We start from the raw sequence: 26,827 nt of genomic DNA, 5'->3' as shown, positions 1-26,827 counted from the left end.
AAGATTCCCATGTTGGACACCCGCCATATCGGCGCCACGCTTCCCGCCTTCACCACCACGGTGGACGCTGGCCGCTTGCGCTTCTTCGCCAAGGCGACGGGCCAGGACGACCCCGTCTACACCGACGATGACGCGGCGCGCGCGGCCGGCCATCGTGGCCTGCCCGTGCCGCCCACGTTCTTCTTCTGCCTGGAAATGGACAGCCCGCGCCCGGCCGCCATGCGCGAACTGCTGGGCATCGACATCGGCCGCGTGCTGCACGGCGAGCAGGGCTTCACGTATCACGCCATGGCCTGCGCGGGCGACGTGTTGCGCTTTGAACCGCGCATTACCGACATCTATGCCAAGAAGGGCGGGGCGCTGGAATTCGTCGTGCGTGAAACGCGCGTGAGCGATGCCGCAGGAAATCTGGTGGCCGAGATGCGCGCCGTGACGGTGGTGCGCAATGGCTAAGGGGGCAGAGGGCGATGCGCTGCCCGGCTTCACGGCCGGCCCCATCAGCCGGCATGCGCTGGCGCTGTACTGCGGCGCTTCGGGCGACCACAACCCCATCCACGTCGACATCGATTTCGCACGCGCAGCCGGCATGGACGATGTGTTCGCGCACGGCATGTTGTCTGCCGCGTATCTGGCGCGCTTGCTGACGAACTGGGCGCCGCAATCGGCCTTGCGCGAATTTGCGGTGCGCTTCGTGGCGATCACGCAGGTGGGCGATGAAGTGCGTTGCACCGGCCAAGTCGTCGAACGCTTCAACGCGCAAGGCGAAACGCGCTTGCGGGTGGAACTGCAAGCGCGCAGCCAATCCGGTGAACTCCGATTAAGCGGCGTGGCGGTATTGGCCGCGCCTTGAAAACCAAACAGGAGCAAGACAATGGGAACGCTTGAAGGCAAGGTTGCGCTGGTGTCCGGATCGGGACGCGGCATCGGCCAGGAAATTGCATTGAAGCTCGCGCGTGAAGGGGCGAAGGTGGTGGTCAATGACCTGGACGCCGGGCCTGCCGAGCACACCGTGGCGCTGATCCGGCAGGCGGGCGGGCAGGCGCAGGCATGCGCCGGCAGCGTCACGGAACGCGGCTTTGCCGAGCGCTTCGTGGGTGCGGCCATCGATACGTTCGGCGGCCTGGACATCATCGTGAACAACGCCGGCTACACCTGGGACAACGTCATCCAGAAAATGACGGATGAGCAGTGGGACGAGATTCTGGCGGTGCATCTGTCGGCCCCGTTTCGCATCCTGCGCGCAGCCTCGGGCTTCATCCGCGAAGCCGCCAAGGCCGAAGCCGCCGATGGCCGCGAAGTGTTCCGCAAGGTCGTGAACATTTCTTCCACATCGGGCGTGATGGGCAACGCCGGCCAGGCCAATTACGCGGCGGCCAAGGCGGGCATCAATGGCCTGACGCGCGCGCTGGCCAAGGAATGGGGGCGCTACAAGGTCAACGTGAACAGCGTGGCGTTCGGCTTGATCAAGACGCGCCTGACCGAAGCCGCCGCCGATGGTGACGCCACGCTGGATATCCAGGGCCGGCAGATCAAGGTGGGCGTGAACCCGCAGGTGCTGAAGAACGCCGAAAGCCTGATCCCGATCGGACGCGCCGGCACGCCGGCCGAGGCGGCGGGGGCGGTGTATTTGTTCTGCCTGCCTGAATCCAACTACGTCAGCGGCCAGGTGCTGGTCGTGGGCGGCGGCCGTCCGTGAACGGCCAGGAGACCATGATGGACACGCCACGGCAAGGCTGGATGGATGCCGACCTGACGCTGTTTCAGGATTCCACGCGCCGCCTCTTTGAAAACGAATTTGTGCCCGACGAAGAAAAGTGGCGCAAGCAGCAGCACGCTGACCGCGAGGTCTGGCGCAAGGCCGGGCGCATGGGCCTGTTGTGCGTCAGCATGCCCGAAGCGTATGGCGGCGGCGGGGGCAGCTTTGCGCACGAAGCCATCGTGGCGGCGGAGCAGGCGCGCGCCATGGTCTACGGCTTCAGCAACAACGTGCATAGCGCCATACTGGCGCACTACATCCTGAACTACGGCACCGAGGCGCAAAAGCAGCGCTGGCTGCCGAAGATGGCCACGGGCGAACTCGTGGGCGCCATCGCCATGAGCGAGCCGGGCGCGGGGTCTGACCTGAAAAGCGTGCGCACAACCGCGGTGCGCGACGGCGATGCGTATGTGATCAACGGCTCCAAGACCTTCATCACCAATGGCCTGCATGCGGATTTGATTTGCGTCGTGGCCAAGACCGACCCGCAAGCCGGGTCGCGCGGCGTGTCGCTCGTCATGGTTGAAACGCAGGACTTGCCAGGCTTCAGACGCGGGCGGCTGCTGGAAAAGCTGGGGCAGAAAAGCCTGGACACCGCCGAGCTGTTCTTTGATGGCGTGCGTGTGCCCGCCGCCCACCTGCTGGGTGAAACCGAGGGCCGGGGCTTTTCCCAGCTGATGCAGCAGCTGCCGCGTGAACGCCTGCTGATTGCGGTGGGCGCGGTGGCGACCATGCGCCGCGCCATCGACGACACCGTGGCCTATACGTCCACGCGGCAAGTCTTTGGCCAGCCGCTGATCGACATGCAGAACACGCGCTTCAAGCTCGCCGAATGCGAGACCGTCGCCACCATCGCCGCACGCTTTGTCGACGACTGCATCGCGCGGCAGCTGGCGGGCACGCTGGACCTGTCCACCGCTGCGATGGCCAAATGGTGGACGACCCAGATGAACTGCCAGGTGATCGATGAATGCCTGCAACTGCATGGCGGCTACGGGTACATGCTGGAATACCCCATCGCCCGCATGTATGCCGATGCGCGCGTGGGCAAGATCTACGGCGGCTCAAACGAGATCATGAAAGAAATCATCGCCCGCGGCATGACCGCCTGACGCGGCCCACCCGACGAGCGGGAACCGGAGACACGGATGCAGCAAGCGCACTATCGGTACTGGCCCAAGGGGCTGCCGGCGGAGATCAGCCCGCCCCAATCCAGTCTGTACTTCAACCTGGAGGCTGCGGCCACGCGCTACCCCGCCAAGCCCGCCATCGTGTTCTATGACACGGTGCTGGACTACGCGCGGCTCAAGCGCGAGGTCGACGCCATGGCCGGTTATCTGCAACACGGCGCGGGCGTGAAGGCGGGCGACCGCGTGTTGCTGTTCAGCCAGAACTGTCCGCAATTCATCATTGCCTACTACGCGGTGCTGCGCGCCGAAGCGGTGGTGGTGCCGGTGAACGCGATGAGCACACCGGACGAGCTTGCGCACTATCTGGATGACAGTGGCGCCCGCGTGGCGTTCGCCGCGCAGGAGCTTGCCGCGCGCTTGGCGGGCTTTGTGGAAGACGGGCGGCTGGACCGCGTGATCGTGCATACGTATTCGGATTATCTGGGGGGAAGCGCGTTGGCTGACGCAAGCAGCCTGGCCCCGCCCGAACTCATTGCCGCGCCCCGCCGCGCGCCGGACGTTGCCGGCGGCGTACCGTGGTACGGCGCTTTAGCGGTCAATTCGCCGCCGCTGCCGCACAAGGCGAAGGCGGGCGATCTGTGCCTGCTGCCTTACACATCCGGCACGACGGGCCGGCCCAAGGGATGCCGACACACGCACGGCACGCTGGGCGCGGCGGTGACGGGGTCGCAGCTGTGGCGCGGGCTAACGTCGGAAGCGGTCATCATGGGCGTGGCGCCCCTGTTTCATTTGCTGGGCATGCAGAACTGCATGAACCTGCCGATCTTGCTGGGCGCCACCGTGGTGCTGCTGCCGCGCTGGGACCGGCACGTGGCCGCGCAACTGATGGCGCGGCATCGCGTCAGCGTCTGGGCCGCGCCGCCCGCAATGATCGTGGACTTCTTTGCGCAACCCGGCATCGAATCCTACGACCTGTCGCGCCTGGCCTTGCTGTGCGGCGGCGGCGCACCCATGCCCGAAGCGGTCTCGGCGATGCTGGCCGAGCGCTACGGCATCATCTTCAACGAAGCCTACGGCCTGACCGAAACCGCGTCCTTCCTGCACTGCAACCCCATGAACCGTAACAAGCGCCAATGCATCGGCGTGCCGACCTTTGGCGTTGACACGCGGGTGGTGGACCCGTCCACGTTGCAGGAACTGCCGCCCGGTGAAGTCGGCGAACTCGTCACGCGTGGCGCGCAGATCATGCAAGGCTATTGGAACAACCCGGCGGCCGACGCCGACGCCTTCTTCATGCTGGATGGCAAACGCTACTTCCGCACGGGGGATCTGGGCCGCGTCGACGAAGACGGCTATTTCTTCGTTACCGACCGGCTCAAGCGCATGATCAACGCGTCGGGCTACAAGGTCTGGCCGGCGGAAGTGGAAAACGCGCTTTACGACCACCCCGCCGTGCACGAGGCTTGCGTCATCGGCGTGCCGGACGCGTGCCGCGGCGAAACGGTAAAGGCCTTGCTGGTGTTGCGCCCCGAGGCGCGCGACAGCGCAAGGGAAGACGAGGTCATTGCCTGGGCGCGTGCGCGCATGGCGGCCTACAAAGCCCCCCGCATCGTGGAGTTTGTGGACGCGCTGCCCAAGTCCAGCACGGGCAAGATTCTGTGGCGGCAATTGCAGGAGGCGGGGCGCGCGACGGCGTTGGACGCCGCCACGGGTTGAACGTCGAAACTCCTACCAAAGCGTAATGAATTCGTTGCGTGATACCCATTTTCAAGAACGACAGAGGAGGTGACACTCGAGGGTCTTCGCCCATGCACATGCCTGCCCGTTCCGGCGGCTGTCGCGGCGCGTGACGACTAGGGGAATCGGTATGCGGACGCAGGTGGCAATCATCGGTGCAGGGCCGGCTGGCTTGATGCTGTCGCACCTGTTGCATTTGCAGGGTATCGAATCGGTGGTGCTGGAGGCGCGCAGCCGGGAAGACATCTGCGCAACCATACGCGCCGGCGTGCTGGAGCAAGGCACAGTAGACCTGATGACCGAAACCGGTCTGGGCGGCAGGCTGCGGCGCGAAGGGTTTCGCCACGAAGGCACGGTGTTGCGCTTTAACGGCGTTGACCGGCGTATCAATTTCGTTGAACTCACCCAGGGCCGGGCCGTGATGGTCTACGCGCAACACGAGGTCATCAAGGACTTGGTTGACGCACGCTTGGCCGCAGGCGGCGACATTCGCTTCGACGTCAGCGGCGTGTCTTTGCATGCGCTGGAATCCACGCGCCCCAGCGTGCGCTTCACCGGGCCGCAGGGCGGCGCGCATATGCTGGAAGCAGACTTCATCGCCGGGTGCGACGGCGCGCACGGCGTCAGCCGCGCCGCCATTCCCGCGCACGCGCGGCAAACCGCCGAACGCCGCTACCCTTTCGGCTGGCTAGGCATGCTGTGCAAGGCCCCGCCGTCTTCCGATGAACTGATCTACGCGCTGGGCGAAGACGGCTTTGCGCTTGTCAGCACCCGTTCGCCGCAGGTGCAACGCATGTACCTGCAATGCGACCCCAACGACACGCCGGCCGACTGGTCCGACGACCGCATCTGGTCTGGCTTGCGTGCGCGCCTGGCCACCCGGGATGGCTGGGAACCGAAAGAAGGCGAAATCTTTAGCAAGACGGTGGTGGGTATGCGCAGCATGGTGACCGAACCCATGCGCCATGGCCAGCTGTTCCTGGCGGGCGACGCCGCGCACGTGGTGCCGCCTACAGGCGCCAAGGGGTTGAACCTGGCCATGTCCGATGTGCGGCTGCTGTCGCGTGCGCTCGCGCGTTATTACCAGCATCGCAGCGAAGATCTGCTGGACCAGTACAGCGCTTCGGCGCTGCGCCGTATTTGGCGGGCGCAACGTTTCTCATGGTGGATGACGTCGATGCTGCATCGCGCGCCCGGCGCGGATGCGTTTGATCGCAAGGTGCAAGACGCCAACCTGGACTATCTGACCCGATCGCGGGCCGCATCCACGGCGCTTGCGGAAAACTATGTGGGCTTGCCAATGGAGGCGCCCTGGGATTGAACGCCGCAGCGTCCGTTTGAACCCCACGCGCCACATGAAGCCGTACCATCAGAGCCAGGCCCAAGCGCAACACCAAGGAGACCACACATGGCAGGCAATGTTTCAGGAGGGGTACCCGCAACCGCACCCGCGGCCGCCGACGTCGGCGCCTTGCTGGACGAAGGACGTTTCAGCGGCATGCAGAAGTTCGTGGTGATGCTGGCCGCGCTGGCCATCGTCATGGATGGCTTTGACGGCCAGCTGATCGGCTTCGCCATTCCGTTGATGATCAAGGAATGGGGCATCACGCGTGAGGCGTTTGCGCCCGCCGTGGCGGCGGGGCTGATCGGCATGGCTGTCGGCAGCGCCTGCGCCGGGCTGTTTGCCGACCGCTACGGGCGGCGCATGGCGGTGATTGTCAGCGTGTTGGTGTTCGGCTCGGCCACCTGCGCAATCGGCCTGGCGCCCGACCCGCTAACCGTTGCCGTACTGCGCTTCATTGCCGGTTTGGGCATTGGCGGCGCGATGCCCAGCGCCACGACCATGACTGCCGAATTCACGCCGTCGCGCCGGCGCACGCTGGCGGTCACCGCCACCATCGTCTGCGTGCCGCTGGGCGGCATGCTGGCGGGATTCTTCTCGGCGCACGTGTTGCCGCTGTATGGCTGGCGCACGCTGTTTTTTGTGGGAGGCGCCTTGCCGCTGGTATTGGCCGTTGTGCTGATGGCCGCCTTACCCGAATCGCCGCGCTTTCTGGCGCGACGGCCAGAACGGTGGCGGCAATTGAACGCGTTGCTCGCCCGTATGGGCCGGCCCATGGCGCAAGGGGCCGTCTATACCGATGCCGCGGAACAGGCCATCGAGCGCCGTGCATCGGCCACGCAGGGCGGGGTGCGCGCGCTGTTTGCGCCGGGGTATCGCACCGACACCCTTGCCATCTGGGTGGCGTTCTTCATGTGCTTGACGGCGGTGTACAGCGCATTCAGCTGGTTGCCGACAATGCTGTCGGCCGAGGGCTTGCCGTTGGCCGTGGCGGGCTCTGGGCTGACCGCCTACAACCTGGGCGGCGTGATCGGCGCGCTGGGGTGCGCCGTCGCCATGACGCGTTGGGGCTCGCGCTGGCCGCTGGCCATCTGCTGCGCGGGCGCATTTGGCAGCGCGTTCCTGATGCTGACGTTGAACGTGCAGCAAGACACGTCGCTGCTGGTTTTTGGCTTTGGCGTGCATGGGCTCTTTGTCAACGCCGTGCAATCCACGATGTACGCGCTGTGCGCCTTTGTATACCCCACGGGGGTGCGGGCAACGGGTACGGCGTCGGCGCTTGCGTTCGGCCGGCTCGGCGCCATTCTCAGCGCCTTCGTGGGCGCCTCGGTGATCACGCTGGGCGGTGCGCACGGCTATCTGACGATGTTGGGCGCGGTGATGGTGTTTGCGTTGATAGCGCTGTTGCTTCTGCGCCGCCACATCCCGGCGCAAGTTTCCCCTGACCTGACGCGCCCTGTTGCGCATTCCGGAGTGTCACGATGAACCGCAATCCTTCTGCTGGCGCGGGTTTGTCTCCGCGTGATTGGGACAGCCACCCTGCGTATCGGTATGACGGCTACCCGCGTCACGCCGCCACACCTTGCTGGCCCGTCGCGCTACACCGCATACACCACCCGATGCGCTTCGGTGGGCAGCGGCAGATCCCAGCGGTGCAGCATGCCCGTCAACGTCTTGTTCGACAGCGACGTGTCGCGCCGGCTATTACGGCGCAGCAGTTCGGCGCGCGGCTTTTCCAGGTACACCAGCTCGACCTCGGCGTGGTAGGCATACAGCAGGTCCAGCGTTTTCTTGCGCATCAGTTCGCTCAGGTTCGTCGCGTTCCACACGAAGGGCGCTTTGCGGCGCAGCAGTTCGCGCGCGCGTTCGATGGCCAGGTGCGCCACCTTGCCTTCGTTCTTGCCGTGGCGCAGGCCGAGTTCTTCGCGGGCATCGTCAAATGAAATCACCGGCAGGTCGGGGTAATGCGCGTTCACCCACGTGTTCTTGCCCGATGCCGGCAAGCCCGACATCACGATGACGCGCGAGCCCGGCTCTTGGAACAGCGGGTAGTCGGGGTGCACGTCCGCGCCGCGAAAGTAGCTGACCGCGGTATGCGCATCCGCGAAAGCTCGGGGGTGTTCAAAGCAGCCATCATCGCGCGCCAGTTCGCAGAACAGCGCGATGTTGTCCAGCACCCGCTGCGCGTCAGCGCAGATGCGCCCGCGCATGTCGGCTTCGGCCAGCATCGCGAGTAACGGCAGGCTGACGTGCCACGACAATTCACGCGCGATGAACTCGGGCGGTTTGCCCCGGCGCGAGCCTTCCAGCGCGAAGAACGGCACCTGATGCACGCTGATCAAGCGGCACACGGCCTCGCGCACGTGGAACGGCGCGCCCGCGTCCCACAGCGCGATGCGGGCGTCGATGGCGCCCTTGCGCGAATGGCCCGGCTGGCCGATGGCGCCCGTCACCGGGTCGATGACCGTCGTGCTGTGCTTGGCCACGTCGTGCAACAGTGCGGCCAGAAACACCACCTCCTGATCCGCACGCGACGCCGCCTGGTATTGGGGCAGGGCAAGCAGGGCGTCGACCACCATCATCGTGTGCGTCCAGACATCGCCTTCGCCGTGATAGCGCGGGTCTTGCGGGGTGGTCTTGGCCAGCTCCAAGGCGGGGAATGCCGCCAGGCACGCGGCGTAATCCGGTGATTGGCCGGGCGCGGGCGCTAGCGCCCGCAGATTATCAAATTGCATGATCGTTCCTTATTCTTGGGCGCCGCTAGCGCGCAACGTGTCCCAGTCGACCGTCAGGCGCGGGGCATAAAGGTCCACGCCCGCGGCCAGCAGGTTCGGCACGTAGGGCTGTTCCGAGTGATGCTTGTCGGAATCCAGAATGGCCTGCACGAAGTCGGCGCGCACCCATTTGTAGCGGGCCAGCGTTTTTCCCTCGGCTTCGACCTTGATGTACAGGCCTTCTGATAAGTCCGACTTGTCGCACTGCTTCCACGCACGTGCCAGGTCGTGCCCTTCGCGCAGCACCGTGGCTTCAAAGGCGGCGCGCCAGCCGCGTGTCTTGGCAAGCGACGGCTTCAGCAGGGCCTTCAGCGTGTTCAGTTTGGCGGGCGCCACGCCTTCGTACAGCACGGGTACCGATAGCACCGGCCCCCCCGCCAACAGCACACGCCGCGCATCGGTGGACAGGAACTCGCCCGTGTGGCGGTCCAGCACATCGAATTCGAAGAAGTGATGCGGCAACGCATCGTAGAAAACGGAGTGCTTTTTCGACAGCGTTTCGCCGTACATCACGTAGCGGTCTTCCAGGCGTTGCAGCAGCCAATCGGCATGCGCGGCTGCCCAGGCCTTGACGAAGCTGAACTGCCGTTCGCGGCCGCCGCCCACCAGATAGTGGCCGCGCGATTGCAGCAGCAGCTCGCCCGACGAGCTGAAGCTGATGCCGGTGTTGGCGCCATCCAGCTTTTCTTCAACGACCAGATGCAGGCCGGCAAGCGCGCGGTAGGGCACGTGGTCATGGCTTTCGTCGCCGTCTTGCAGGCGCGAGCCTTCAAGGTGCGGCGTGCGGGGGTAACGGAACAGGTCCAGCGATTGCGCGTAGGCGCAGAAATCCAGCGTCATGGGTCTTCTCCAAAGCAAATGGGGGAAGCCGACGACGCAGTCTGAACGGGGGGGAAAGCGGGAGTGTGTGTGTGCTTTCTGGAACCGCGCTTGGACTCGGATGTTGGGGCGAAGACGGATACGGAAACGTCTGGCCGCAAGGGCGAGCAAGCAGACCGCGATTACCAGGAAGGTAGTCGTCGGCGTTTAGGCGAATTGACGAATGGCAGACACGGTTGCACTCAAGAGAAAAAGGGGTGAAGACAAGAAAGGGGGGTAGACCAGAAAACGAGCAGGTCAAGCAAAGAGGGCCGAATCCTAAAACAGCGCGCCGCGTCTTGTCAACGCAAGGCGTGGCGCGCTGGCCACGACGCGCTATGCCGTGGTGTCGCCCGCCGCTTCGGGCTGGTAGACGATTTCTTCGATGGTGCCTGCGTGTTCGGTCTGGTTGGGCGCCGTCCACGTAATGCGCTGGCCCTGGCGCGACCCGAGCAGGCTCAAGCCCAGCGGCGACAGCACCGACACCTGGCCTTGCGCCAGGTTTGCGTCGGCGGGGTAGCACAGCGTGACGAGCAGTTCCGTGCCGTTGTCATTGAGCAGGCGAAGGCGCGAGCGCATCGTCACGATGTCGGGCGTGACTTCTTCGATGGCGATGATGGGCGCGGAATCCAGGATGTCCTGGGCGGCGTCGACGGCATCGCGCGGCAATGCGGCGGCGGTGGCCGGACGGGTGATCATGCCCAGCAGGCGGGCGTGGTCCAGGGCGGTAATCAGTTTGTCTTGCGGCACGGCGTTCATGTCGGTTCTTCTTAGACGAAATGCCTCGGCCTGCGTATGCCGGTGGGCATGCACGGGGCAAGGCGATGGAGGAGATGACAGCGCTTTGGGAAGAGAATGTTCAAGCAGTGCCGCGACGATGCGTAGCGTGTGAATCTGGCGCGGGAGAGTTCGCCGCCGTGGCGGCAGACGGATCGTGAAGCGTTCCGTGTCCCCGGGGAGAGCCCCACGGGGCTGATTCTTGCATCGAAGCGGTGCAGGTTTTGCGCGTTTGGCGCCCAATCTGCTGTCGGCAAGTGGGGAGTATATAGGCCATCGGCGGGCCGAAGTATCGGAAAAGTCCGAAAGAAGGCAGGGTTAACCCGCCCCCTTTTACAAGATATTGAGAAAAATCAGCTCTTGATGAACGCCAGCAGGTCAGGGTTGATGACCTCGGCGTGGGTCGTCAGCATGCCGTGCGGAAAGCCCGCGTACACCTTCAGCGTGCCGTTTTTCAGCAATTTGACCGACAGGCGCGAAGAATCGTCGATCGGCACGATCTGATCGTCGTCACCATGCATGACCAGCGTGGGCACGGTGATCGCCTTCAGGTCTTCGGTCTGATCGGTTTCCGAGAAGGCTTTGATGCCCTCGTAATGCGCCTTGGCGCTGCCGATCATGCCCTGGCGCCACCAGTTGTTGATGACGCCTTGGGACACCTTTGCGTCGGCGCGGTTAAAGCCGTAGAAGGGGCCGGCGGCCACATCCAGGAAGAACTGCGCGCGGTTGGCGGCCAGCGCGGCGCGGAAACCGTCGAAGACCTCGATCGGCGTGCCGCCCGGGTTGCTGTCCGTCTTGACCATCAAGGGCGGCACGGCGCTGACCAGCACGGCTTTGGCGACGCGGCCTTGCGGCTGGCCGAATTTCGCCACATAGCGCGCCACTTCGCCGCCGCCCGTGGAATGGCCGATATGCACGGCGTTGCGCAAGTCCAGATGTTCGGCCACGGCGGCGGCGTCGGCCGCGTAGTGGTCCATGTCATGGCCCTCGCTGACCTGGCTGGAACGGCCGTGGCCGCGGCGGTCGTGCGCAATGACGCGAAAGCCCTTGCTGACGAAGTACAGCATCTGGGCGTCCCAGTCGTCGCTCGACAAGGGCCAGCCATGATGGAACATGATGGGCTGGGCCGACTTCGGACCCCAGTCCTTGAAGAAGATCTGCACGCCGTCGGTGGTGGTGATGGTGCTCATGGTCGGTAACTCCTGATGATGAAGCGAGGGGGGGTGAACCGCAGGGAAAGACGAGAAGCAAGACTAGGGCCAAGCGTCGCGCAGGAAAATCCTACGCAGGCTTTGCACCCTCATACGAACGTATAGGCGGCGGTTTGAACGCCGCGTGCTGCGCGTGATCCGGTTGTGTCGCGCACGCCACGTTGCTTAGTCCAACGCGGCGCGGCGCGCCATCGCCGCCGCCAGGCAGCGGGCGATGGCGTCGGCGTCAACCGGCTTTTCAAGATAGGCGCAGGCCCCGGCGTCCATGACGCGCCGGCGCATGGCTTCCGTGGGAAACGCCGTCATGAAAATCATCGGGAGCCGTCTGCCGGCCGCCAGCAAGGCGGCCTGTAGCTGGTCTCCCGTCATGAGGGGCATCTGGATATCGGCGATCAGGCAGACGGGCGTGCCGACGTCCGGGTCATGCAGAAATTCGTGCGCGGAACCATAAGTGCGTACGGCGTAGCCCAGCGAGCGCACCAGGCTGGACAACGAGACCCTGACCCCGTCGTCGTCGTCGACGATCGCGATCGTTGAGGCGTGATTCATAGACAAATCCTTCCTGCCGCGTGATGCATGAAAGAGCGTCCGATGCGCGGCATGCCTCCTTTATGAACCTTCGCCGCCGTCTGGAAAATCATACGCAGGTTTGGGGCGGGCGGCGTCACGGCCGTGAAACGCCCAGCGCCTCGGCGCTGCGCACCAGATCGGCCAGCGACCGCACGCCCATTTTGCGCATGACGTTGCCGCGATGGATCTTCACCGTGATTTCACTCAGGCCGATCAGGCCGGCCACCTGTTTGTTCATCAGCCCCGACACCACATGCGCCAGCACCTCGCGTTCACGCGGCGTCAAGGTGTCGTAGCGGGCGCGCACATCCCCCAGCGCAGCCGCCTGCTCGCGGCGTGCACGGTCGCGGTCGATGGCGGCGGCTACCGCGTCCAGCATGTCCTGTTCCCGGAACGGCTTGGATAAGAAGTCGATCGCGCCGGCTTTCATCGCGCGCACGGTCATCGGAATGTCGCCGTGGCCGGTGATGAAGATGATGGGCAGGGGTATGCCGAGCTTGGCCAGATGGTCCTGAACGTCCAGCCCGCTGGCGCCGGGCAGGCGCACGTCCAGGATGATGCAGCCGGGCGCATCGGGCAGCGTCGCTTGCAGCAGCTCGGCGGGCGAGGCGAACACCAGCGTGCGCAATCCGACCGAGCGCAGCAGGCTGTCCAGCGCGTCGCGCACGCCGGCGTCGTCGTCCACGATAAGCACCTGGGCGGGCGGCGGGGCAGCGGTCTTGGAGGTCGCGGTCATGGGGGCGGAGGGTTCAAGGTTCAGGGTTGAGGGCTGTTGCTGTGGCTGTGGGCTGTTGGTTGCGGGTTGCGAACTGTGGGCTCCGGGTTGCGGGCTGCGGTTACGGCCTGGCGTTCAGCGTTGAGGCAGGGGGCAGCGTCAGTACGAAGCGCGCGCCAGCGCCGGGCTGGTTGCTGGCCGTCAATTGGCCGCCGTGCGCCTGGACCGTGGTGCGGCAGATGGCCAGCCCCATGCCCATGCCTTGCGGCTTGGTGGTGTAGAACGGGTCGAACAGGCGGTCGATGGCGTTCATGTCGATACCCGGCCCGGTATCGGCCACGATGATTTCTACGGCGCTTGCGTCGGCATCGGCGTGGTTGGCGCTGATGGACAAGATGCGCGGCTCGGGCAGCCCAGCCATGGCCTGTGCGGCGTTCACCATCAGGTTGACGAGCACTTGCTGAAGCTGGATGCGATCGCCCGCCAGCGCTGGCAGGTCGGGTGCGATGGCGGTGTGCAGGAAGACGCGCTCGCGATTCAGTTCGTGTTCGATGAGCCGCGCGGCTTCGTCGATGAGCGCGCCCGCGTCCAACGTATTGCACTGTGTGGGCGCCTTGCTCAAAAAAGCGCGAATGCGCTTGACGATCTCGCTGGCGCGGCGGCCTTCGGACACGATGCGTTCAATGGAAATGCCCACCTCGTGCAAGTCCGGCGGATCGCGCCGCAGCCAGCGCATGCCGGCTTCCCCGCTGGTGACCACCGCCATCAGCGGCTGGTTGACCTCGTGCGCGATGGACGCCGTCAGCTCGCCCAGCGTGGCCACGCGTGCCGCGTGCGCCAGTTCGGCCCGCGCCTCCAGCAAGGCGTCTTGCGCCTGCCTGCGTTCAGTGATGTCGGTATGCGTTTCCATCACGCCCACCAAGCGGCCGTTGTGGTCACGCTGCACCACCCACCGGCTGGCCAGGGTCAGCGTCTTGCCGGCCTGGGTCGTTTGCGCGAGCGTCCCTTCCCAACTGCCCGCCTCCAGCAGCCGGGCCTCGATGGCGGCGCGAGGTTCCGGGTAGCACGTTTGCAGCAGCGCGTCGGCCTGCTGGCCGACCGCCACCTGCGCGGGCCACCCATAGACCTCTTCAGCCGTGCGGTTCCAGAAGGTGATGGCGCCGGTGCGGTCTCGCACGAAGATCATGTCGTGCGACAGGTTCAGCAGCCGGGCCTGGGCCGCCAGCCGTTTGGTGGCGGTCTGGTTCTGTAGCGCCAGTACGGCTGTAATGCCGATGGCGGCCAGGCTGACAAAGGCGCGCACCGTCTGCGACCCCACATGGTTGAAACCGTGCGAGTCGATATACGCCGCCAGGGTCAGCGTGATGCCCGCCACGGCGGCAATGATGATGTCGCGCGCACGCGCTGAGCGCGCCGCCAGCATCACCACCACCACATACAACACGGCTACCGCCCCTTCGAAGGTGCTGAGCGAGTCGAACAGGAAAATCGCCAGCGCCAGGCTGGCGGCGGCCAGGCGGCAGGCCAGGAGGGAACCCGGGGACGCGGACGCGTGCAGCCCATCATGATCGGGCGGCAGGAATGGGAGCCGGGGCGCGCGCGCGCGAGGCGTCAAGAGCAAGAGAAGTCTCCGGGATGAAAGCGGCCAAATCGTCACGGTAGCGGTTGCATCACGCGGCGGCTTGCACGTTATCAATCAACTTTGAACGAAATCATCCTGTTCTGGCGACTAAACAAAGGTATGGGGTGGGGAAACGATCTGCCGAATTCGCCGCTGGCGGGGCGCGCCTATTCTGCTTTCCATCGGGCGGTGAAGCCCGACGGTGTGTCCCCTGAACCTGGAGATTTCCATGAACGATCTTGCTATCTCGTCCCGTCTGAGCGCCCCGCTGCGTACTCCCACCGATTTGGGCGCCCAGGCCCGTGTCGACATTTCGGGCGCGCTGACGGCGCTGCTGGCCGACATGTTTGCGCTGTACCTGAAGACGAAGAACTTCCACTGGCATGTGTCGGGGCCGCACTTTCGCGACTACCACCTGATGCTGGACGAGCAGGGCGATGAAATCTTCGCCACCACCGACGCCATTGCCGAACGCGCCCGCAAAGTCGGCGGCACGACGCTGCGGTCGATTGGCCACATCCACCGCACCCAACGCCTGCTGGACAACGACGCCGACTACGTCACGCCCGAAGACATGCTGGCGGAGCTGGCCGACGACAACCGGCAACTGCTGAGCTTCCTGCGCGCCACTCATGTCGTCTGCGACAACTACAACGACGTGGCATCGACAAGCCTGATCGAGAACTGGATCGACGAAGCCGAGCGCCGCAGCTGGTTCCTGTTCGAGTCCACCCGCGCGGCCCGCTAGGCCGGCCGGCATTGCTTGCCCTGACTGCTACGGAGAAACCCCATGTCTTCCCTCCTGCCCCTGCCTGCCGGCACGCCGGCGCCCGACTTCATTCTGCCCGCGACGCCCGACCAGAAAGTGTCGTTGCTGGACCTGCGCGGCCGCCCCGCGATTCTGGCCTTCTACCCCGCCGACTGGAGCCCGGTCTGTGGCGACCAGATGGCGCTATACAACGAAATCCTGCCCGAATTCCACCGCGCGGGCGCGCAGCTGGTGGGCATTTCGGTGGACGGCGTCTGGTGCCACGCCGCCTTCGCCCAGGCGCGCAAGCTGCACTTCCCGCTGTTGGCGGACTTTGAACCCAAGGGCGCGGTGGCGCGCCGGTATGGCGTCTACCGCGAGGCCGACGGCATTACCGAACGCGCGCTGTTCGTGCTGGACGCCGACGGCATCATCCGCTGGAGCGAGGTCTCGCCGCTGGGCATCAACCCGGGCGCCGACGGCATTCTTGATGCGCTGGACAAACTTGCCGCGCCTGCCCTGCACAAAGGAGCCTGATCATGAGCCACCTTTACTTGCCGGTTTCCGCGCAGGACCATGCCGCCGGACCCGCCGACGCCCCCGTCACGCTGGTCGAGTACGGCGATTACGAATGCCCGTATTGCGGCGAAGCCTATCCCGTGCTGAAGGCGGTGCAGCAGGCCATGGGCGAACGCCTGCGCTTCGTGTTCCGCAACTTTCCCATTTCGGAATTGCACCCCGACGCAATGCGCGCGGCCGAGTTCGCCGAAGCCGCGGCGCAGGTCGGCCTGTTCTGGCAGGCGCACGACCTGCTGTACGAAAACCAGAACGCGTTGTCCGAGCAGGATCTGCTGGCGTACGGCGCACGCCTGGGCGTGGGCGTCGCCACCTTGCGGCAGGCCTTCGAAGGCAGCTTCGATAAAAAAATCGAGCAAGACTTCTCGGGCGGCGTGCGCAGCGGCGTGAACGGCACGCCCACGCTTTTCATCAACGGACTGCGCTATGACGGCAGGCGCGATGCGGCCAGTTTGATCGATGTGCTGACGCGCGTGGCGGCCAGTTGATAAGCGGAATCTTTCAATTCCCCAGGTATTTTTGATTACTGAACGCGTCGGCCCACATGCTACTTTTTCCTTGCTTTTCAAAGACTAATCCATAAAGCAAGGGAATCAAGAATCATGACTGCTGTGCAAAAAATGCGCCTGGCGGCGTCGCCGGTTTCTGCATCGCGCAGAGGCTTTCTGACGATCGCCGCCGCCGCGCTGTGCGCCGGGGCGTTGCTGGGCAGCCCCGCCGCGGCCGCCGCCGACTACCCGGCGGGCAAGCCGATCAACCTGGTGGTGCCGTTCCCGGCAGGCGGCGGGACGGACTTCATTGGCCGGCTGCTCGCGGCCGAGCTGGGCAAGATTCTGCAAACCACCGTCGTGGTCGAAAACAAGGGCGGCGCCAACAGCAACATCGGCACGGCCTATGTCACGCAAGCCAAGCCGGACGGCTATACCTTGCTGCTGTCGGGCGTGGGCATGGCGACCAATCAATCGCTATACAGCCGCTTGCCTTACCGCCTGGATCAGCTGGAGCAGATCGCCATTCTGGCCTACGGCGTAGACGTGCTGGTGACGGCGCCCACGTTTCCGGCCAAGACTTATGCGGAGTTCGTGGAACGCGTGCGCAAGGAACCGGGCAAGGTGTCGTATGCGTCGTCGGGTAATGGCACGTCGGGCCACCTGGGCATGGAGATGCTGAAGATGCGCGCCCAGCTGGACATGATGCACGTGCCGTACAACGGCGGTTCGGCGGCCATCAATGATGTGCTGGCGGGCCGCGTTGACACGCTGTTCGTGAATCAGGACACGGTGCTGCCGCATGTGCGGGCAGGCAAGCTGCGCGCGCTGGCGATTGGCAGCGCCGAACGCAACCCGGTGTTTCCCGATACGCCCACGCTGGCGGAAAGCGGGGTGACGGGCTTTTCATCGGAATACTGGTTTGGCTTGAGCGCGCCGGCCGGGCTGCCGGACGATGTCTCGCGAAAGCTGTTTGAAGCGACGCGCACCGCGATGCAGTCCCCGCAGATTCGCGAAAAGCTCACTGCGGTTGGGCTGGTGATTCCCACCTTGACCGACAAGACGCAGTACGCCGAACTCGTGAACCGTGAAGTCTCGAAGTGGGGCGAAGTGGTGCGCGCATCGGGCGCCCGGATCGACTGATTCCGCCTAACGAAAACGGCATCAACCAAGCACCGGGCCGCGCAAGCGGCCCGATCTTATTGTCATTGCGGTTCCACGCCCTGCGTGGGCATCAGGAAATTCAGCCGGGTCAGTGTGTCGCGCGTGATGTCCACGATGGAATCAATGTGCGCGCCGTGCGCCGCAGTCAGGTACGAAATATAAAAACGCGCGGGCGGAATGGGCGGGTCGCTGGGCAGCGCTTGCAGCACGCCCATCGACAGCATGTCGTGCAGCAGCGGCACCGGCAGGATGCCGATGGCGTGTCCGGCTCCGATCAGGCGCGAGATCAGCGCCAGTGAATTCGTGGTGCTCAGCCCCGCCATGTCCACGCCCCCCGACCCCAGCCAGTTCTCTACCACCGTGTACAGCGTGGAGGGCGGCGAGTGCGTGGCGATGTGATGGCCGCGCGCATGCTCGGGCTTGAACGGGTCGGCGGCGATGCGCAGCGAAGGCGAGGCCACCCAATGAAACGGCATCCAGCCGATGAACACGTCGCTGACCTCTTCGCTGGTGGCGGGGTTGGTCAGCAAGGCCATGTCGAGCTCGCCCGTGTTGAGCTTGCGGTTCAACACCGAACCCACGTCCACCGTCATCTCCAGCGCCAGCGACGGATAGTGCTCTTTCAGCTGCGCGATCACAGCCGTCAGCCCCACGTTGGCCGAGCATTCGTCCGCGCCCAGGCGCAGCTTGCCGCCCAGCGTGCGGTCTTTACCGAAGTGTTCCAGCTGCCGGCTGCTGTGCAGCGCGGTCTCGGCATGGCGCAGCGCGGATTGCCCGGTGTCGGTCAGCGTGATGCGTTGACGCGAGCGATCAAAGAGCTGCACGTCCAACGTGCTTTCAAGTTCGCGGATGCGGGATGACACCGCGGGTTGGGTGACATGAAGGTGGCGCGCCGCGGCATGAATGCTGCCCAGCTTGGCCGCCCAGTAGAAGGCTTCAAGCTGGCTAAGGGTTATCCGCATGATAAGAATTACTTTTCAAAGTGCGCCGAAATTTTGATTATTTGGGCCGAATTGCCCCGTGCTACCTTTTTCTTCACCGGGTTTCGGCCCTTTTGATTGTAGTGAAACCAGACGATGTATCTGATCAATTCTTTGCCCGCGCAGGTGCCGCCCGATGATCTGGCGCTGCTGTTGAAGGCCGAGCCCGCCACCATCGGCCACTTCCGTTCAGACGGATTTCTGCGTGCCGACATCCGCGCCCATCAGCAGGATGTGCGCGTGGCGGGTACGGCTGTGACGGTGCGCATGCCGGGCATCGACGGCGGCATTTTGCATTACGCGATGGGCTGCGTGCGCCCCGGCGATGTGTTGGTGATTGACCGTTGCGGCGAAGCGGTGACGGCGGCGCTGGGCGGGGCCATGGCCTTTGCCGCCAGACAGGCCGGCGTGGCGGCCATCATCGTCGACGGCCTCGTCACGGATTTGGGCGAGCTGCGCCAACATGGCGTGCCCGTGTGGTCGAAGGGGCCGTCTGCGGTCACCACGCGCCTGCTGGGCCATGACGGCGGCTTCTGCTGCGCCATCAGCTGCGGCGGCGTGGCCGTGCAGCCGGGCGCGGCGGTGCTGGCCGACGAAAACGGCGTGCTGATCCTGGCGCCAGAAGACGTGCGCGCCGAAGCCCAACGCGCCATCGAATTCCAAACGAACGAACAGGCGACGCTGGCCCGCTTGCGCGCGGGTGAAAAATTTCCGGACATCGTGGGCTCGCGCGCACTGATCGACCGCGCCATCGCCGCTGGCCGCGCCTACGCCGCGGCACAGATACAAGGGGAACCCGCATGAGCATCAATCTGGACGTGGCCGCACTGGCCAATTTGATCCGCCGCCGCGAGACCAGTTCGGAAGAACTCGTGGGCGCCTACCTGGCGCGCATCGGCGCATTGAATGACTGGTATCACGCCTATGTGGAGGTCTATGCCGACGAGGCCATGGCCGCCGCCCGCGCCGCCGACTTGCAACTGCGCGCGGGCGTGGACCTGGGCCCCTTGCATGGCATTCCCATTGCGCTGAAAGACATCATCGACATTGCCGGCCGCCCCACGACGATCGGCTCGCCCATACACGCGCAGCGCATCGGGGCGCATACCGCGGCACTGGTGCGGCAGCTGCAACGCGCGGGCGCCATCGTGCTTGGCAAGACGCACATGGTGCAGTTCGCCATGGGCGCCTGGGGCACCAATGAACACATGGGCACGCCGCGCAACCCGTGGGATGACGCGGTGCATCGCATTCCCGGCGGCTCCAGCAGCGGTTCGGCCGTGGCGGTGGCCGGCCGCCTGGCGCCCTTGGCCATCGGCACGGACACGGGCGGATCGGTGCGTGTGCCGGCCAGCTATTGCGGCATCACAGGCTTCAAGCCGACGGCAGGGCGGATAAGCACCGAAGGCGTCGCAACGCTGAGCCACACGCTGGACAGCGTGGGCGTCTTCGCACATAGCGCCGCCGATGCGCGCACCGTGTTCGACGCACTGGTCCCCGCGCAGCCCGGCGAGTGGGCCGAAGCCTTCGACGCGCCGCGCTTCGATGTGCGCGGCATGACGCTGGCCCGCTTGCCCGACGACTTCCTGCCAGACGTGCAGCCCGGCGTGCGCGCAGCCTATGAAGACGCGGTGGCCGTGTACCAGTCGCTGGGCGCGCGCATCGTCACCGTGGCGCTGCCCGCCAGCCTGGCGCACTTCAAGGCGGTCACGGGCGACATCATGATGACCGAGGGGGCGTTCTCTTTCGAGCGCGAGATCACGGACTTGAGCCTGCCTGTTGATGACTCCGTGCGCCCGCGCTTGCGGGTGGGCCTGGACGTGCCGGCCACGCGCTACCTGGCCGCGCTGCGTGAACGCGATCGCTTGCAGGCGGAACTGCTGCAACGCTTGCAAGGCGTGGCGGGGCTGTTGACGCCCACCACGCTGACCACCGCGTTGCCGCTTGAGCAGGTTGACCACGGCAATGCGCCGGTGCACTACACGCGCATCGGCAACCTGTTGCAGATGTGCGGCCTGTCGGTGCCGAATGGCCGCGACGCCGACGACTTGCCGACGGGCTTGCAGATTCTTTGCCCGGGCGGCGAAGACCGCCTGGCGCTGTTCCTGGCCGAGGTCTATCAACACCACACCGATTGGCATCTGGCGCGCGCGGAGCCGCAGGCGGAACACGTTCCGGGCTGACGCCGCAAGAAGATCAAAAACCGATAAGGGGAAATCCATGAAGCGTAGGACCCTGGCGGCGCTGCTGGCGGCCGTCCCGATGGTTGCCGCCTTGGCGCCGGCCGTCTCGATGGCGGCGGACGCTGACGCCTTGCCCAATGTCCACTTCCAGGTGGTCGGGGGCGGCAGCCACAACTACACGTACTCGGCGGTTGAAAAGCCCTTTTGGGAAAAGACCTTGCCGGCCGCATCGGGCGGCCACGTCACGGCCGAACTGGCGGGGCTGAACGAACGCGGCCTGAAAGGCCCCGAGATTCTGCGCTTGATGCGCGGCAACGCGCTGGACGTCGGCATGGGCGTGTTCGCCTTCGTCAGCGGTGACGACGCCATGCTGGAAGGCGTGGACCTGCCGGGCATGGCGCCCGACATCGCCACCGCCAGAAAGATGGTGCAGGCGTACCGGCCGGTGCTCGAAGCCCGCCTGCGCGAGCGCCACGGCGTGCATCTGCTGGCCACGGTGCCCTACACCGCGCAAGTGTTCTTTTGCCGCGAACCCGTGCAGCGGCTTGAAGACCTGAAGGGCCGCAAGATCCGTACGCGCGGCCGCAACATGGCGGACTTCATCAGCGCGCTGGGCGGCTCGCCGGTCACCATTCCGTTTGCCGAAGTGATCCCTGCGCTACAGACCGGCGTGGTGGATTGCGCGGTGTCGGGCATTGGCTCGGGCAACGCGGCCAAGTGGTACGACGTGGCCAAGCACCTGTACAACCTGCCCACCGATTGGTCCATCGGCTTTTACGCCATGGGCGAACAGCGCTGGCAACGGCTGGACCCGGCCGCGCAACGGTTCCTGCAAGCGCAAGCCCGCGTGCTGGAAGACCGCCTCTGGCAAGAGACCGGCCGCGAAAACGACTACGCGCTGGCCTGCAACACGGGGCAGGGCGAATGCCGCATCCACACCAAGGCCGACATGCAGGCGGCTGCACCATCGCCCGCCGAACGGGAACGTCTGCACGCCATTGCTTCGCAGATTGCAGGCGAATGGGGCAAGCGCTGCGGCCAGGCGTGCGCCCGCGCGTGGAGCGGATCGGTCGGCCAGGCGTTGGGCGTGACCCTGCGCTGACGCCACTCAAACAAGGAGATTCCATGTCATCGACTACTCATGTTCCGGTGCGCGTGCTGGAACGCATTGCGCGCGGCGGCGTCTGGATTGGCGGGCTAGGCCTGCTGGCCGCCTCGTGGCTTATCGTCATCGACCTTGCTGCGCGCAAACTGGCGGGCGTGTCGCTGGGCGGCGCGGATGAGATCGCCGGTTACGTGCTGGCGGTGGCCAGCGCCTGGGCGTTTCCCATCACGCTGCTGCGCCGCTCGCACATCCGCGTCGACGTGCTCTACACGCATCTTTCCGCAAAGACCCGCGTGGCGCTCGACTTTTTTGCAATCGCTTGCCTGAGCGTCTTCGTCGGCCTGCTGACGTTTCACGCCTGGGGCGTGCTGGCCGACTCCATCCGCTTTCGTTCGGTGTCGAACACGCCCTTGCAGATTCCGCAATGGATTCCGCAGTCGCTGTGGTTCGCAGGCTATGCGTTCTTCCTGCTGACGATTGTGGTGCTGGCCGCCTGCGCGGTGGCGCGGCTGATGGCGGGCCGCTGGCAGGACGTTAATGGTTTGATCGGCATCCATTCGTTGGATGAAGAAATTCAGGCGGAAACGCAATCGGCGGCGCCCACGCTCGCGACGTCGCCCGCACCTGCGCGCGCCGTCGCCTCCGCCAACCCCATCCAACGCTAGGAGCACCGCATGTTGACGATGACAATTTCCATGCTGCTTGGCCTGCTGGCGCTGAGCGTGACGGCGGCCGCCACCGTGGGCCTGCTGGGCGTGACGCTGGCGGGCGCCTATTCCCCGCTATCGCTCGTGAACGCCATGGGCGAACTGGCCTGGGGCACCAGCTCCGAATTCTTGCTGGTGGCCATTCCCTTGTATGTGCTGATGGGCGAATTGCTGGTCAGCTCCGGCGTGGCCGGGCAGATGTATGGCGCGGTGTCCAAATGGGTGTCGTGGCTGCCGGGCGGGCTGATGAACGCGAACATCGGCGCGTCTGCGCTGTTCTCGGCCACCAGCGGTTCCAGCGTGGCCACGGCCGCAACCATCTCGACGCTGGCGTTGCCCGAGCAGCGCAAGGCAGGCTACAACGCGCCGCTGTTCCTGGGGTCGATCGCGGCGGGCGGCACGCTTGGCATCCTGATTCCGCCATCGATCAACATGATCGTCTACGCGCTGATCGCCAACGTCTCCGTACCCAAGCTGTATCTGGCGGCCACGCTGCCCGGCCTGTTGCTGGTCTGCCTGTTCATTCTGCTGATCGTGGGGCTGTGCCTGTGGCGGCCGGGGCTGGCGGGCAGCCGGCCGTCGGTCAGCTGGGCGGAACGGATTGCCGCTTTGCCGCACCTGGTGCCGCCGCTGGCCATCTTTGCGCTGGTGATCGGGGTGATCTATGGCGGCATCGCCACCGCCAGCGAATCCGCCGCGCTGGGCGTGGTGGCGGCAACGCTGCTGTGCGCGGCCAAGGGCGCGCTCAGTTGGAACATGCTGAGCCGCGCCTTCGAAGCCACGCTGCGCACGACGGGCATGATCATCCTGATCACGCTGGCGGCGTTCTTCCTGAACTTCGTGCTGTCATCCGTGGGGCTGACGACCATGCTGGTGGATACGGTGAAAGGGCTGGACCTGCCGCCGCTGGGCATGATGCTGGCCATCATCGCGTTCTACATCCTGCTGGGCTGCTTCATGGACACGCTGGCGATGCTGGTGACTACCGCACCGTTGACGGTGCCAATCGTCGTCGCCCTGGGTTACGACCCGGTGTGGTTCGGCATCATGCTGATCGTGTTGTGCGAAATGGGCCAGCTGACGCCGCCGTTCGGCATGAACCTGTTCGTGGTGCATAGCGTGCGCGGCGAAGGCAAGTTCATGGACGTCGTCATCGGTGTATTGCCGTTTCTGGCGGTGCTGCTGGTGATGATCGCGCTGCTGCTGGCCGTGCCGCAACTGGCGACGTGGCTGCCGGCGGCGATGTCGGGGCGGTGATGTCGGGGCGTGGAATCAGGCGCGTGGAATCAGGCGCATTGCAGCGGGTGCATTGAAGCGGGTGCATTGAAACGGGTGCATTGAAGCGGGTGCGGTACAGCGGCCTGGCCGCTGTACCGCAGCATCATCAATCCACCTTCGCTCCCGAACGTTTTACCGTCGTCTCCCACAAGGGAACCTCTTCCTTTATGAAGCGTTGGAAATCCGCAGACGTTCCACTGACCGGTTCAGAGCCAAGCTCCGTCAGCTTGGCGCGCACGTCTGGCGATTCCAGTGCGGCCGTCAACGCCGCGCTCAGCCGTTGCACGCGGTCTTGCGCGACGCCAGTGGGTACGAAGACGCCGTACCAGTTGGTCAAAGCCAGATCGGGATAGCCCGCCTCGCGCATCGTAGGCACGGCGGGGAATGCGTCGGAGCGGGCGGCGCCCGTTGTCGCCAGCGGCACCACACGGCCCGCCTGGGCTTGCGGGTAGAGCGCCGCCGTGGTTTCGAACGCCACCTGCACTTGTCCGGCAATCACGTCCATCATGGCGGGGCCTTGGCCCTTGTAAGGGATGTGCTGCATATCCACGCCCGCCGCCAGCTTGAAGAGTTCGCCCGCCAGATGCTGCGGGCTGCCGCTGCCGCCGGAGGCAAAGTTATACCCGCCCGGTTTGGCCTTCAACACCGAGACCAATTCTGCGACGGTAGCGGCCGGCACCTTCGGGTTCACGTACAGCACCAGCGGCATTGCGGCCACCTTGGCGACAGGCTGCAATGCCGTGACCGGGTCCAGCCGCAGTGAATAGAGGTTGCGGTTGATGACGATGCCGGTGTTGTTGCCCAGCAGCGCCGTGCAGCCGTCGGGGGCCGCCTTGGCCACGTACTCGGTGCCGATATTGCTGCTGGCGCCGCCCCGGTTGTCGACGATGACGGTGGCGCCTAACGACGCCTGTAATTTTGGGGCCAGCAGCCGCGCAAGAATATCCGTGGTGCCGCCTGCGGGGTAGGGCGACACCAGCGTGATGACGCGGCAAGGGTAGGGTTCAGCTACCGTCTGCGCGGCGGCCGCCGCGCTGTGGCTGATCAAGGCCGCGGCGCTTAGCGCCAGCGCCGCGCGCACGCGAGGCAATGTCTGGGTGTTCATGTTGTCTCCTGTCATTTTTGATGCGGTGTCCGGGCGGCGGTGCGGCGCAATGGATGCGCCGCCTGCGCTATTTGTTGTTTTCGGACGCGCGCTTGTTATCGGATACCCGCGCTTAGCGCTGGCGCCGTTGCAACCTGTGGTAGTCGTGGTCGATGCGCGCTTGAGACAGCGTTTTGCCGGCCCGCACGCTTTCGATGATGGCGAGTTCTGCATCGCGGGTGCGCAGCGCCAGCGCCAGCACCTCGTCTTCGTGTTCGGCGGGTACAACGACCACGCCATCGCTATCGCCCATCACGATGTCGCCCGGCCGCACGCGGACATCGCCCAGGCTGACGGGGCCATTCACCTCGTCCACCTGCACACGGTCTTTGCCGGTGCGCATGAAGCGGCCGCGGCTGTGCAGCGGATACTGGAAGGCGTGCGCGGCGGCGGTGTCGCGGCATACGCCGTTGATGACGGTGCCGGCCAGCGCGCGCAGCGTGGCGACTTCGGTCAGGATGCCGCCCCATACCGTGCAGTCGGTGCGGCCACCGTTGTCCAGCACCACTACGGCGCCGGCGGGAACGGAGTCGATGAAGTCACCGACGGTGCCAGGGGTCACATCCACCGGGGCGAAGCGCAGCGTGAAGGCGCGGCCCAGCAGGCCGTGCGCGGTGCTGACCGGGCCGATGCCGTGCGCGCTGCCCGGCAGATTCAATCGGTCCAACGCGTCGGACACTTCCGCCGTGGACAGCTCGGCATACTGGGCGGGCACAGGTTTGGCGATGGCCGCCAACGGCGCGGGCGAGGGGGAAGCAGTGCTCATTGTCTCGGGCTCTTGTAGGGAATCGTCCGGCGGATGCTACGGTTGCCGGTCGCACGCGTCCAAGACAGGGAACTGATGCTTTTATAAGCAACGCTTATGGTGCAAAAACGGGCCGGATGGGGAGCCCCTAAAACGCCTGGGTGGCGAGCATCGAAGCGCCAGGATGGCGAGCATCCAAGCGCCAGGATGACGAGCATCTAAGGCGCCAGGATGGCGACGAAATCATGCAGCGCGGGCGACACGTCGCCGGCGCGGTACGTGCAGGTAAGCGTCGTCATGGACGCCGCGCCACCGCCTTCCAGCGGCAGATACAGCACGTCGCGGCGCCCATTGCCCGCCACCGATTCCCCCACCAGCGTCACGCCCAAGCCCGCTGCCACCAGCGCAATCGCCGTCTGGATTTCGTAAGCCTGATGCGCCACCCGGGGTTTGAAGCCCGCGTCCTGGCACAGGTTCTGGATCAGCCGGGGATATTGCGCGCCCGGGTGGCGCGGATACAGCACGAATGCATCGCCTTCCAGGTCCGCCATGCGAATCCGCTTGCGCCTGGCCAGGCGGTGATCCGGCGGCAGCACCGCCATCAATCGCTCGCGCAGCAGCTCGCGCGTCTCAAAGCCGGGCAGCGGCAGGGCCTGCCGGCCAATCGCAACGTGGATGCGATGCTCCTGTAGCGCGCGTTCGTGTTCTTCGGTCACCATCTCGAAAAGCTTGAGCTCGACGTCGGGATGTTGCCGGTTGTACGCCTTGAGCGCGGGCGGCAACACGCTGTAAATGGCTGACCGGGTAAATCCAATTCCCAGCCAGCCCGCGCGGCCGCGCCCAATCTCGCGCACGCCCAGCGTGGCCTGTTCGTATTGCGCCAGAATTTCCCGGGCTTGTACGAAGAAGTACGCGCCGGCGTCTGTCAGACGCAGCGGCCTTGCCGACCGCTCAAAGAGCAGCGTGCCCATGTTTGCTTCAAGGATCTTGATCTGCTGGCTCAGCGCAGGTTGCGCCACATGCAGCCGCGCCGCCGCGCGAGTGAAATTAAGCTCCTCGGCCAGCACGGTGAAAAAGCGGATGTGTCTGATGTTCAAGTAAGCCTCCCCTGGCTGGCATGGATGACAGTTTTTTCGCTGATTCTATTCGCGCGGCGCCCCAGCCGTGTCTGCTGCGCAGCGCGCCATCGCCGCATCGCCCTCGTGTCAACTTGGCAGG

Annotated in this window: 27 protein-coding genes; 16 read left to right on the top strand and 11 right to left on the bottom strand. The window is 65.4% G+C overall.

Going from position 1 to position 26,827, the window contains the following annotated elements:
• The first annotated feature begins 9 nt into the window (after positions 1-9).
• From ACFZAI_RS26100 to ACFZAI_RS26070, 7 genes are all read left to right on the top strand, one after another.
• The gene (locus tag ACFZAI_RS26100) at positions 10-453 is read left to right on the top strand and encodes a MaoC family dehydratase N-terminal domain-containing protein (RefSeq protein WP_391569665.1); all 444 of its coding nucleotides are present in this window, start codon (positions 10-12) and stop codon (positions 451-453) included.
• Positions 446-850: a MaoC family dehydratase gene (locus tag ACFZAI_RS26095; protein ID WP_391569664.1), complete on the top strand. Its 405-nt coding sequence runs from the start codon at positions 446-448 to the stop codon at positions 848-850. The genes ACFZAI_RS26100 and ACFZAI_RS26095 overlap by 8 nt, the downstream gene beginning before the upstream one ends.
• A 21-nt stretch (positions 851-871) precedes the next feature.
• On the top strand, positions 872-1,696 hold the full coding sequence (locus tag ACFZAI_RS26090) for an SDR family NAD(P)-dependent oxidoreductase (RefSeq protein WP_391569663.1): 825 nt from the start codon (positions 872-874) through the stop codon (positions 1,694-1,696).
• Positions 1,697-1,713: 17 nt separating this feature from the next.
• Complete coding sequence (locus ACFZAI_RS26085) at positions 1,714-2,868, top strand: acyl-CoA dehydrogenase family protein (protein WP_391569727.1); 1,155 nt, start codon at positions 1,714-1,716, stop codon at positions 2,866-2,868.
• 36 nt (positions 2,869-2,904) lie between these two features.
• Positions 2,905-4,602, top strand: a complete 1,698-nt coding sequence (locus ACFZAI_RS26080) for a long-chain-fatty-acid--CoA ligase (protein WP_391569662.1) — start codon at positions 2,905-2,907, stop codon at positions 4,600-4,602.
• 151 nt (positions 4,603-4,753) lie between these two features.
• The gene (locus ACFZAI_RS26075) at positions 4,754-5,944 is read left to right on the top strand and encodes a 4-hydroxybenzoate 3-monooxygenase (protein WP_391569661.1); all 1,191 of its coding nucleotides are present in this window, start codon (positions 4,754-4,756) and stop codon (positions 5,942-5,944) included.
• 87 nt (positions 5,945-6,031) lie between these two features.
• Positions 6,032-7,450 (top strand): MFS transporter, encoded by a 1,419-nt coding sequence (locus tag ACFZAI_RS26070; RefSeq protein WP_391569660.1) that lies wholly within the window; start codon positions 6,032-6,034, stop codon positions 7,448-7,450.
• A 113-nt stretch (positions 7,451-7,563) separates the two neighbouring features.
• Here the strand turns inward: ACFZAI_RS26070 and ACFZAI_RS26065 are convergent, their stop codons facing one another.
• The 7 genes from ACFZAI_RS26065 to ACFZAI_RS26035 form a co-directional block, all read right to left on the bottom strand.
• Complete coding sequence (locus tag ACFZAI_RS26065) at positions 7,564-8,700, bottom strand: AAA family ATPase (protein ID WP_391569659.1); 1,137 nt, start codon at positions 8,698-8,700, stop codon at positions 7,564-7,566.
• Between the two features lie 9 nt (positions 8,701-8,709).
• A complete protein-coding gene (locus tag ACFZAI_RS26060; protein WP_391569658.1) occupies positions 8,710-9,579 on the bottom strand; it encodes an RNA ligase family protein in 870 nt (289 codons plus the stop codon).
• 354 nt (positions 9,580-9,933) lie between these two features.
• Complete coding sequence (locus ACFZAI_RS26055) at positions 9,934-10,356, bottom strand: GreA/GreB family elongation factor (RefSeq protein ID WP_391569657.1); 423 nt, start codon at positions 10,354-10,356, stop codon at positions 9,934-9,936.
• Between the two features lie 371 nt (positions 10,357-10,727).
• Positions 10,728-11,564 carry an alpha/beta fold hydrolase gene (locus tag ACFZAI_RS26050; RefSeq protein WP_391569656.1) on the bottom strand — a complete coding sequence of 279 codons (837 nt, stop codon included), beginning with the start codon at positions 11,562-11,564 and terminating at the stop codon, positions 10,728-10,730.
• Positions 11,565-11,750: 186 nt separating this feature from the next.
• On the bottom strand, positions 11,751-12,134 hold the full coding sequence (locus ACFZAI_RS26045; RefSeq protein WP_391569655.1) for a response regulator transcription factor: 384 nt from the start codon (positions 12,132-12,134) through the stop codon (positions 11,751-11,753).
• Positions 12,135-12,249: 115 nt separating this feature from the next.
• Positions 12,250-12,891, bottom strand: coding sequence for a response regulator transcription factor (locus ACFZAI_RS26040; RefSeq protein WP_391569654.1), 642 nt, complete (start codon positions 12,889-12,891; stop codon positions 12,250-12,252).
• Between the two features lie 100 nt (positions 12,892-12,991).
• Positions 12,992-14,491 carry a sensor histidine kinase gene (locus ACFZAI_RS26035; protein WP_391569653.1) on the bottom strand — a complete coding sequence of 500 codons (1,500 nt, stop codon included), beginning with the start codon at positions 14,489-14,491 and terminating at the stop codon, positions 12,992-12,994.
• Between the two features lie 229 nt (positions 14,492-14,720).
• On the opposite strand from ACFZAI_RS26035, the gene ACFZAI_RS26030 reads away from it, so the two are divergent.
• From ACFZAI_RS26030 to ACFZAI_RS26015, 4 genes are all read left to right on the top strand, one after another.
• Complete coding sequence (locus tag ACFZAI_RS26030; protein ID WP_391569652.1) at positions 14,721-15,239, top strand: Dps family protein; 519 nt, start codon at positions 14,721-14,723, stop codon at positions 15,237-15,239.
• A gap of 42 nt (positions 15,240-15,281) precedes the next feature.
• Positions 15,282-15,776: a redoxin domain-containing protein gene (locus ACFZAI_RS26025; protein WP_391569651.1), complete on the top strand. Its 495-nt coding sequence runs from the start codon at positions 15,282-15,284 to the stop codon at positions 15,774-15,776.
• 2 nt (positions 15,777-15,778) lie between these two features.
• Positions 15,779-16,303: a DsbA family protein gene (locus ACFZAI_RS26020; protein WP_391569650.1), complete on the top strand. Its 525-nt coding sequence runs from the start codon at positions 15,779-15,781 to the stop codon at positions 16,301-16,303.
• A gap of 114 nt (positions 16,304-16,417) precedes the next feature.
• Positions 16,418-17,446 (top strand): Bug family tripartite tricarboxylate transporter substrate binding protein, encoded by a 1,029-nt coding sequence (locus ACFZAI_RS26015; RefSeq protein ID WP_391569649.1) that lies wholly within the window; start codon positions 16,418-16,420, stop codon positions 17,444-17,446.
• Between the two features lie 62 nt (positions 17,447-17,508).
• On the opposite strand, the gene ACFZAI_RS26010 is transcribed toward ACFZAI_RS26015, so the two are convergent.
• Complete coding sequence (locus ACFZAI_RS26010) at positions 17,509-18,429, bottom strand: LysR family transcriptional regulator (protein WP_391569648.1); 921 nt, start codon at positions 18,427-18,429, stop codon at positions 17,509-17,511.
• A 114-nt stretch (positions 18,430-18,543) separates the two neighbouring features.
• On the opposite strand from ACFZAI_RS26010, the gene ACFZAI_RS26005 reads away from it, so the two are divergent.
• The 5 genes from ACFZAI_RS26005 to ACFZAI_RS25985 are packed head-to-tail and all read left to right on the top strand — an operon-like array spanning position 18,544 to position 23,699.
• The gene (locus tag ACFZAI_RS26005) at positions 18,544-19,251 is read left to right on the top strand and encodes an RraA family protein (protein WP_391569647.1); all 708 of its coding nucleotides are present in this window, start codon (positions 18,544-18,546) and stop codon (positions 19,249-19,251) included.
• Positions 19,248-20,630 carry an amidase gene (locus tag ACFZAI_RS26000; protein WP_391569646.1) on the top strand — a complete coding sequence of 461 codons (1,383 nt, stop codon included), beginning with the start codon at positions 19,248-19,250 and terminating at the stop codon, positions 20,628-20,630. Before ACFZAI_RS26005 ends, ACFZAI_RS26000 begins: the two co-directional genes overlap by 4 nt.
• Positions 20,631-20,667: 37 nt before the next feature.
• Positions 20,668-21,732, top strand: a complete 1,065-nt coding sequence (locus tag ACFZAI_RS25995; RefSeq protein ID WP_391569644.1) for a TRAP transporter substrate-binding protein — start codon at positions 20,668-20,670, stop codon at positions 21,730-21,732.
• A gap of 23 nt (positions 21,733-21,755) precedes the next feature.
• Entirely contained in the window at positions 21,756-22,400 is a 645-nt protein-coding gene (locus ACFZAI_RS25990; RefSeq protein ID WP_391569643.1) for a TRAP transporter small permease subunit, read from the top strand.
• Positions 22,401-22,409: 9 nt separating this feature from the next.
• On the top strand, positions 22,410-23,699 hold the full coding sequence (locus ACFZAI_RS25985; protein ID WP_391569642.1) for a TRAP transporter large permease: 1,290 nt from the start codon (positions 22,410-22,412) through the stop codon (positions 23,697-23,699).
• Positions 23,700-23,826: 127 nt separating this feature from the next.
• On the opposite strand, the gene ACFZAI_RS25980 is transcribed toward ACFZAI_RS25985, so the two are convergent.
• The 3 genes from ACFZAI_RS25980 to ACFZAI_RS25970 all read right to left on the bottom strand — a co-directional run bounded on the left by ACFZAI_RS25980 (position 23,827) and on the right by ACFZAI_RS25970 (position 26,706).
• Entirely contained in the window at positions 23,827-24,825 is a 999-nt protein-coding gene (locus ACFZAI_RS25980; RefSeq protein ID WP_391569641.1) for a Bug family tripartite tricarboxylate transporter substrate binding protein, read from the bottom strand.
• Positions 24,826-24,937: 112 nt separating this feature from the next.
• Positions 24,938-25,630, bottom strand: coding sequence for an RraA family protein (locus tag ACFZAI_RS25975; RefSeq protein ID WP_391569640.1), 693 nt, complete (start codon positions 25,628-25,630; stop codon positions 24,938-24,940).
• Positions 25,631-25,827: 197 nt separating this feature from the next.
• A complete protein-coding gene (locus ACFZAI_RS25970) occupies positions 25,828-26,706 on the bottom strand; it encodes a LysR substrate-binding domain-containing protein (RefSeq protein WP_391569639.1) in 879 nt (292 codons plus the stop codon).
• Positions 26,707-26,827: the final 121 nt, after the last annotated feature.

It is taken from the genome of Achromobacter sp. NPDC008082 (genome assembly GCF_042957345.1).
GTDB classification, from domain to species: Bacteria; Pseudomonadota; Gammaproteobacteria; order Burkholderiales; family Burkholderiaceae_B; genus Achromobacter; species Achromobacter kerstersii_A.
Note: the sequence above shows the minus strand (reverse complement) of the source record. Positions and strands in the feature narration are given on the sequence as shown.

Coding starts and splice junctions, on each gene's coding strand:
- ACFZAI_RS26100 (WP_391569665.1), top strand. CDS start 10: ATGTTGGACACCCGCCATATCGGCGCCACGCTTCCCGCCTTCACCACC.
- ACFZAI_RS26095 (WP_391569664.1), top strand. CDS start 446: ATGGCTAAGGGGGCAGAGGGCGATGCGCTGCCCGGCTTCACGGCCGGC.
- ACFZAI_RS26090 (WP_391569663.1), top strand. CDS start 872: ATGGGAACGCTTGAAGGCAAGGTTGCGCTGGTGTCCGGATCGGGACGC.
- ACFZAI_RS26085 (WP_391569727.1), top strand. CDS start 1,714: ATGGACACGCCACGGCAAGGCTGGATGGATGCCGACCTGACGCTGTTT.
- ACFZAI_RS26080 (WP_391569662.1), top strand. CDS start 2,905: ATGCAGCAAGCGCACTATCGGTACTGGCCCAAGGGGCTGCCGGCGGAG.
- ACFZAI_RS26075 (WP_391569661.1), top strand. CDS start 4,754: ATGCGGACGCAGGTGGCAATCATCGGTGCAGGGCCGGCTGGCTTGATG.
- ACFZAI_RS26070 (WP_391569660.1), top strand. CDS start 6,032: ATGGCAGGCAATGTTTCAGGAGGGGTACCCGCAACCGCACCCGCGGCC.
- ACFZAI_RS26065 (WP_391569659.1), bottom strand. CDS start 8,700: ATGCAATTTGATAATCTGCGGGCGCTAGCGCCCGCGCCCGGCCAATCA.
- ACFZAI_RS26060 (WP_391569658.1), bottom strand. CDS start 9,579: ATGACGCTGGATTTCTGCGCCTACGCGCAATCGCTGGACCTGTTCCGT.
- ACFZAI_RS26055 (WP_391569657.1), bottom strand. CDS start 10,356: ATGAACGCCGTGCCGCAAGACAAACTGATTACCGCCCTGGACCACGCC.
- ACFZAI_RS26050 (WP_391569656.1), bottom strand. CDS start 11,564: ATGAGCACCATCACCACCACCGACGGCGTGCAGATCTTCTTCAAGGAC.
- ACFZAI_RS26045 (WP_391569655.1), bottom strand. CDS start 12,134: ATGAATCACGCCTCAACGATCGCGATCGTCGACGACGACGACGGGGTC.
- ACFZAI_RS26040 (WP_391569654.1), bottom strand. CDS start 12,891: ATGACCGCGACCTCCAAGACCGCTGCCCCGCCGCCCGCCCAGGTGCTT.
- ACFZAI_RS26030 (WP_391569652.1), top strand. CDS start 14,721: ATGAACGATCTTGCTATCTCGTCCCGTCTGAGCGCCCCGCTGCGTACT.
- ACFZAI_RS26025 (WP_391569651.1), top strand. CDS start 15,282: ATGTCTTCCCTCCTGCCCCTGCCTGCCGGCACGCCGGCGCCCGACTTC.
- ACFZAI_RS26020 (WP_391569650.1), top strand. CDS start 15,779: ATGAGCCACCTTTACTTGCCGGTTTCCGCGCAGGACCATGCCGCCGGA.
- ACFZAI_RS26015 (WP_391569649.1), top strand. CDS start 16,418: ATGACTGCTGTGCAAAAAATGCGCCTGGCGGCGTCGCCGGTTTCTGCA.
- ACFZAI_RS26010 (WP_391569648.1), bottom strand. CDS start 18,429: ATGCGGATAACCCTTAGCCAGCTTGAAGCCTTCTACTGGGCGGCCAAG.
- ACFZAI_RS26005 (WP_391569647.1), top strand. CDS start 18,544: ATGTATCTGATCAATTCTTTGCCCGCGCAGGTGCCGCCCGATGATCTG.
- ACFZAI_RS26000 (WP_391569646.1), top strand. CDS start 19,248: ATGAGCATCAATCTGGACGTGGCCGCACTGGCCAATTTGATCCGCCGC.
- ACFZAI_RS25995 (WP_391569644.1), top strand. CDS start 20,668: ATGAAGCGTAGGACCCTGGCGGCGCTGCTGGCGGCCGTCCCGATGGTT.
- ACFZAI_RS25990 (WP_391569643.1), top strand. CDS start 21,756: ATGTCATCGACTACTCATGTTCCGGTGCGCGTGCTGGAACGCATTGCG.
- ACFZAI_RS25985 (WP_391569642.1), top strand. CDS start 22,410: ATGTTGACGATGACAATTTCCATGCTGCTTGGCCTGCTGGCGCTGAGC.
- ACFZAI_RS25980 (WP_391569641.1), bottom strand. CDS start 24,825: ATGAACACCCAGACATTGCCTCGCGTGCGCGCGGCGCTGGCGCTAAGC.
- ACFZAI_RS25975 (WP_391569640.1), bottom strand. CDS start 25,630: ATGAGCACTGCTTCCCCCTCGCCCGCGCCGTTGGCGGCCATCGCCAAA.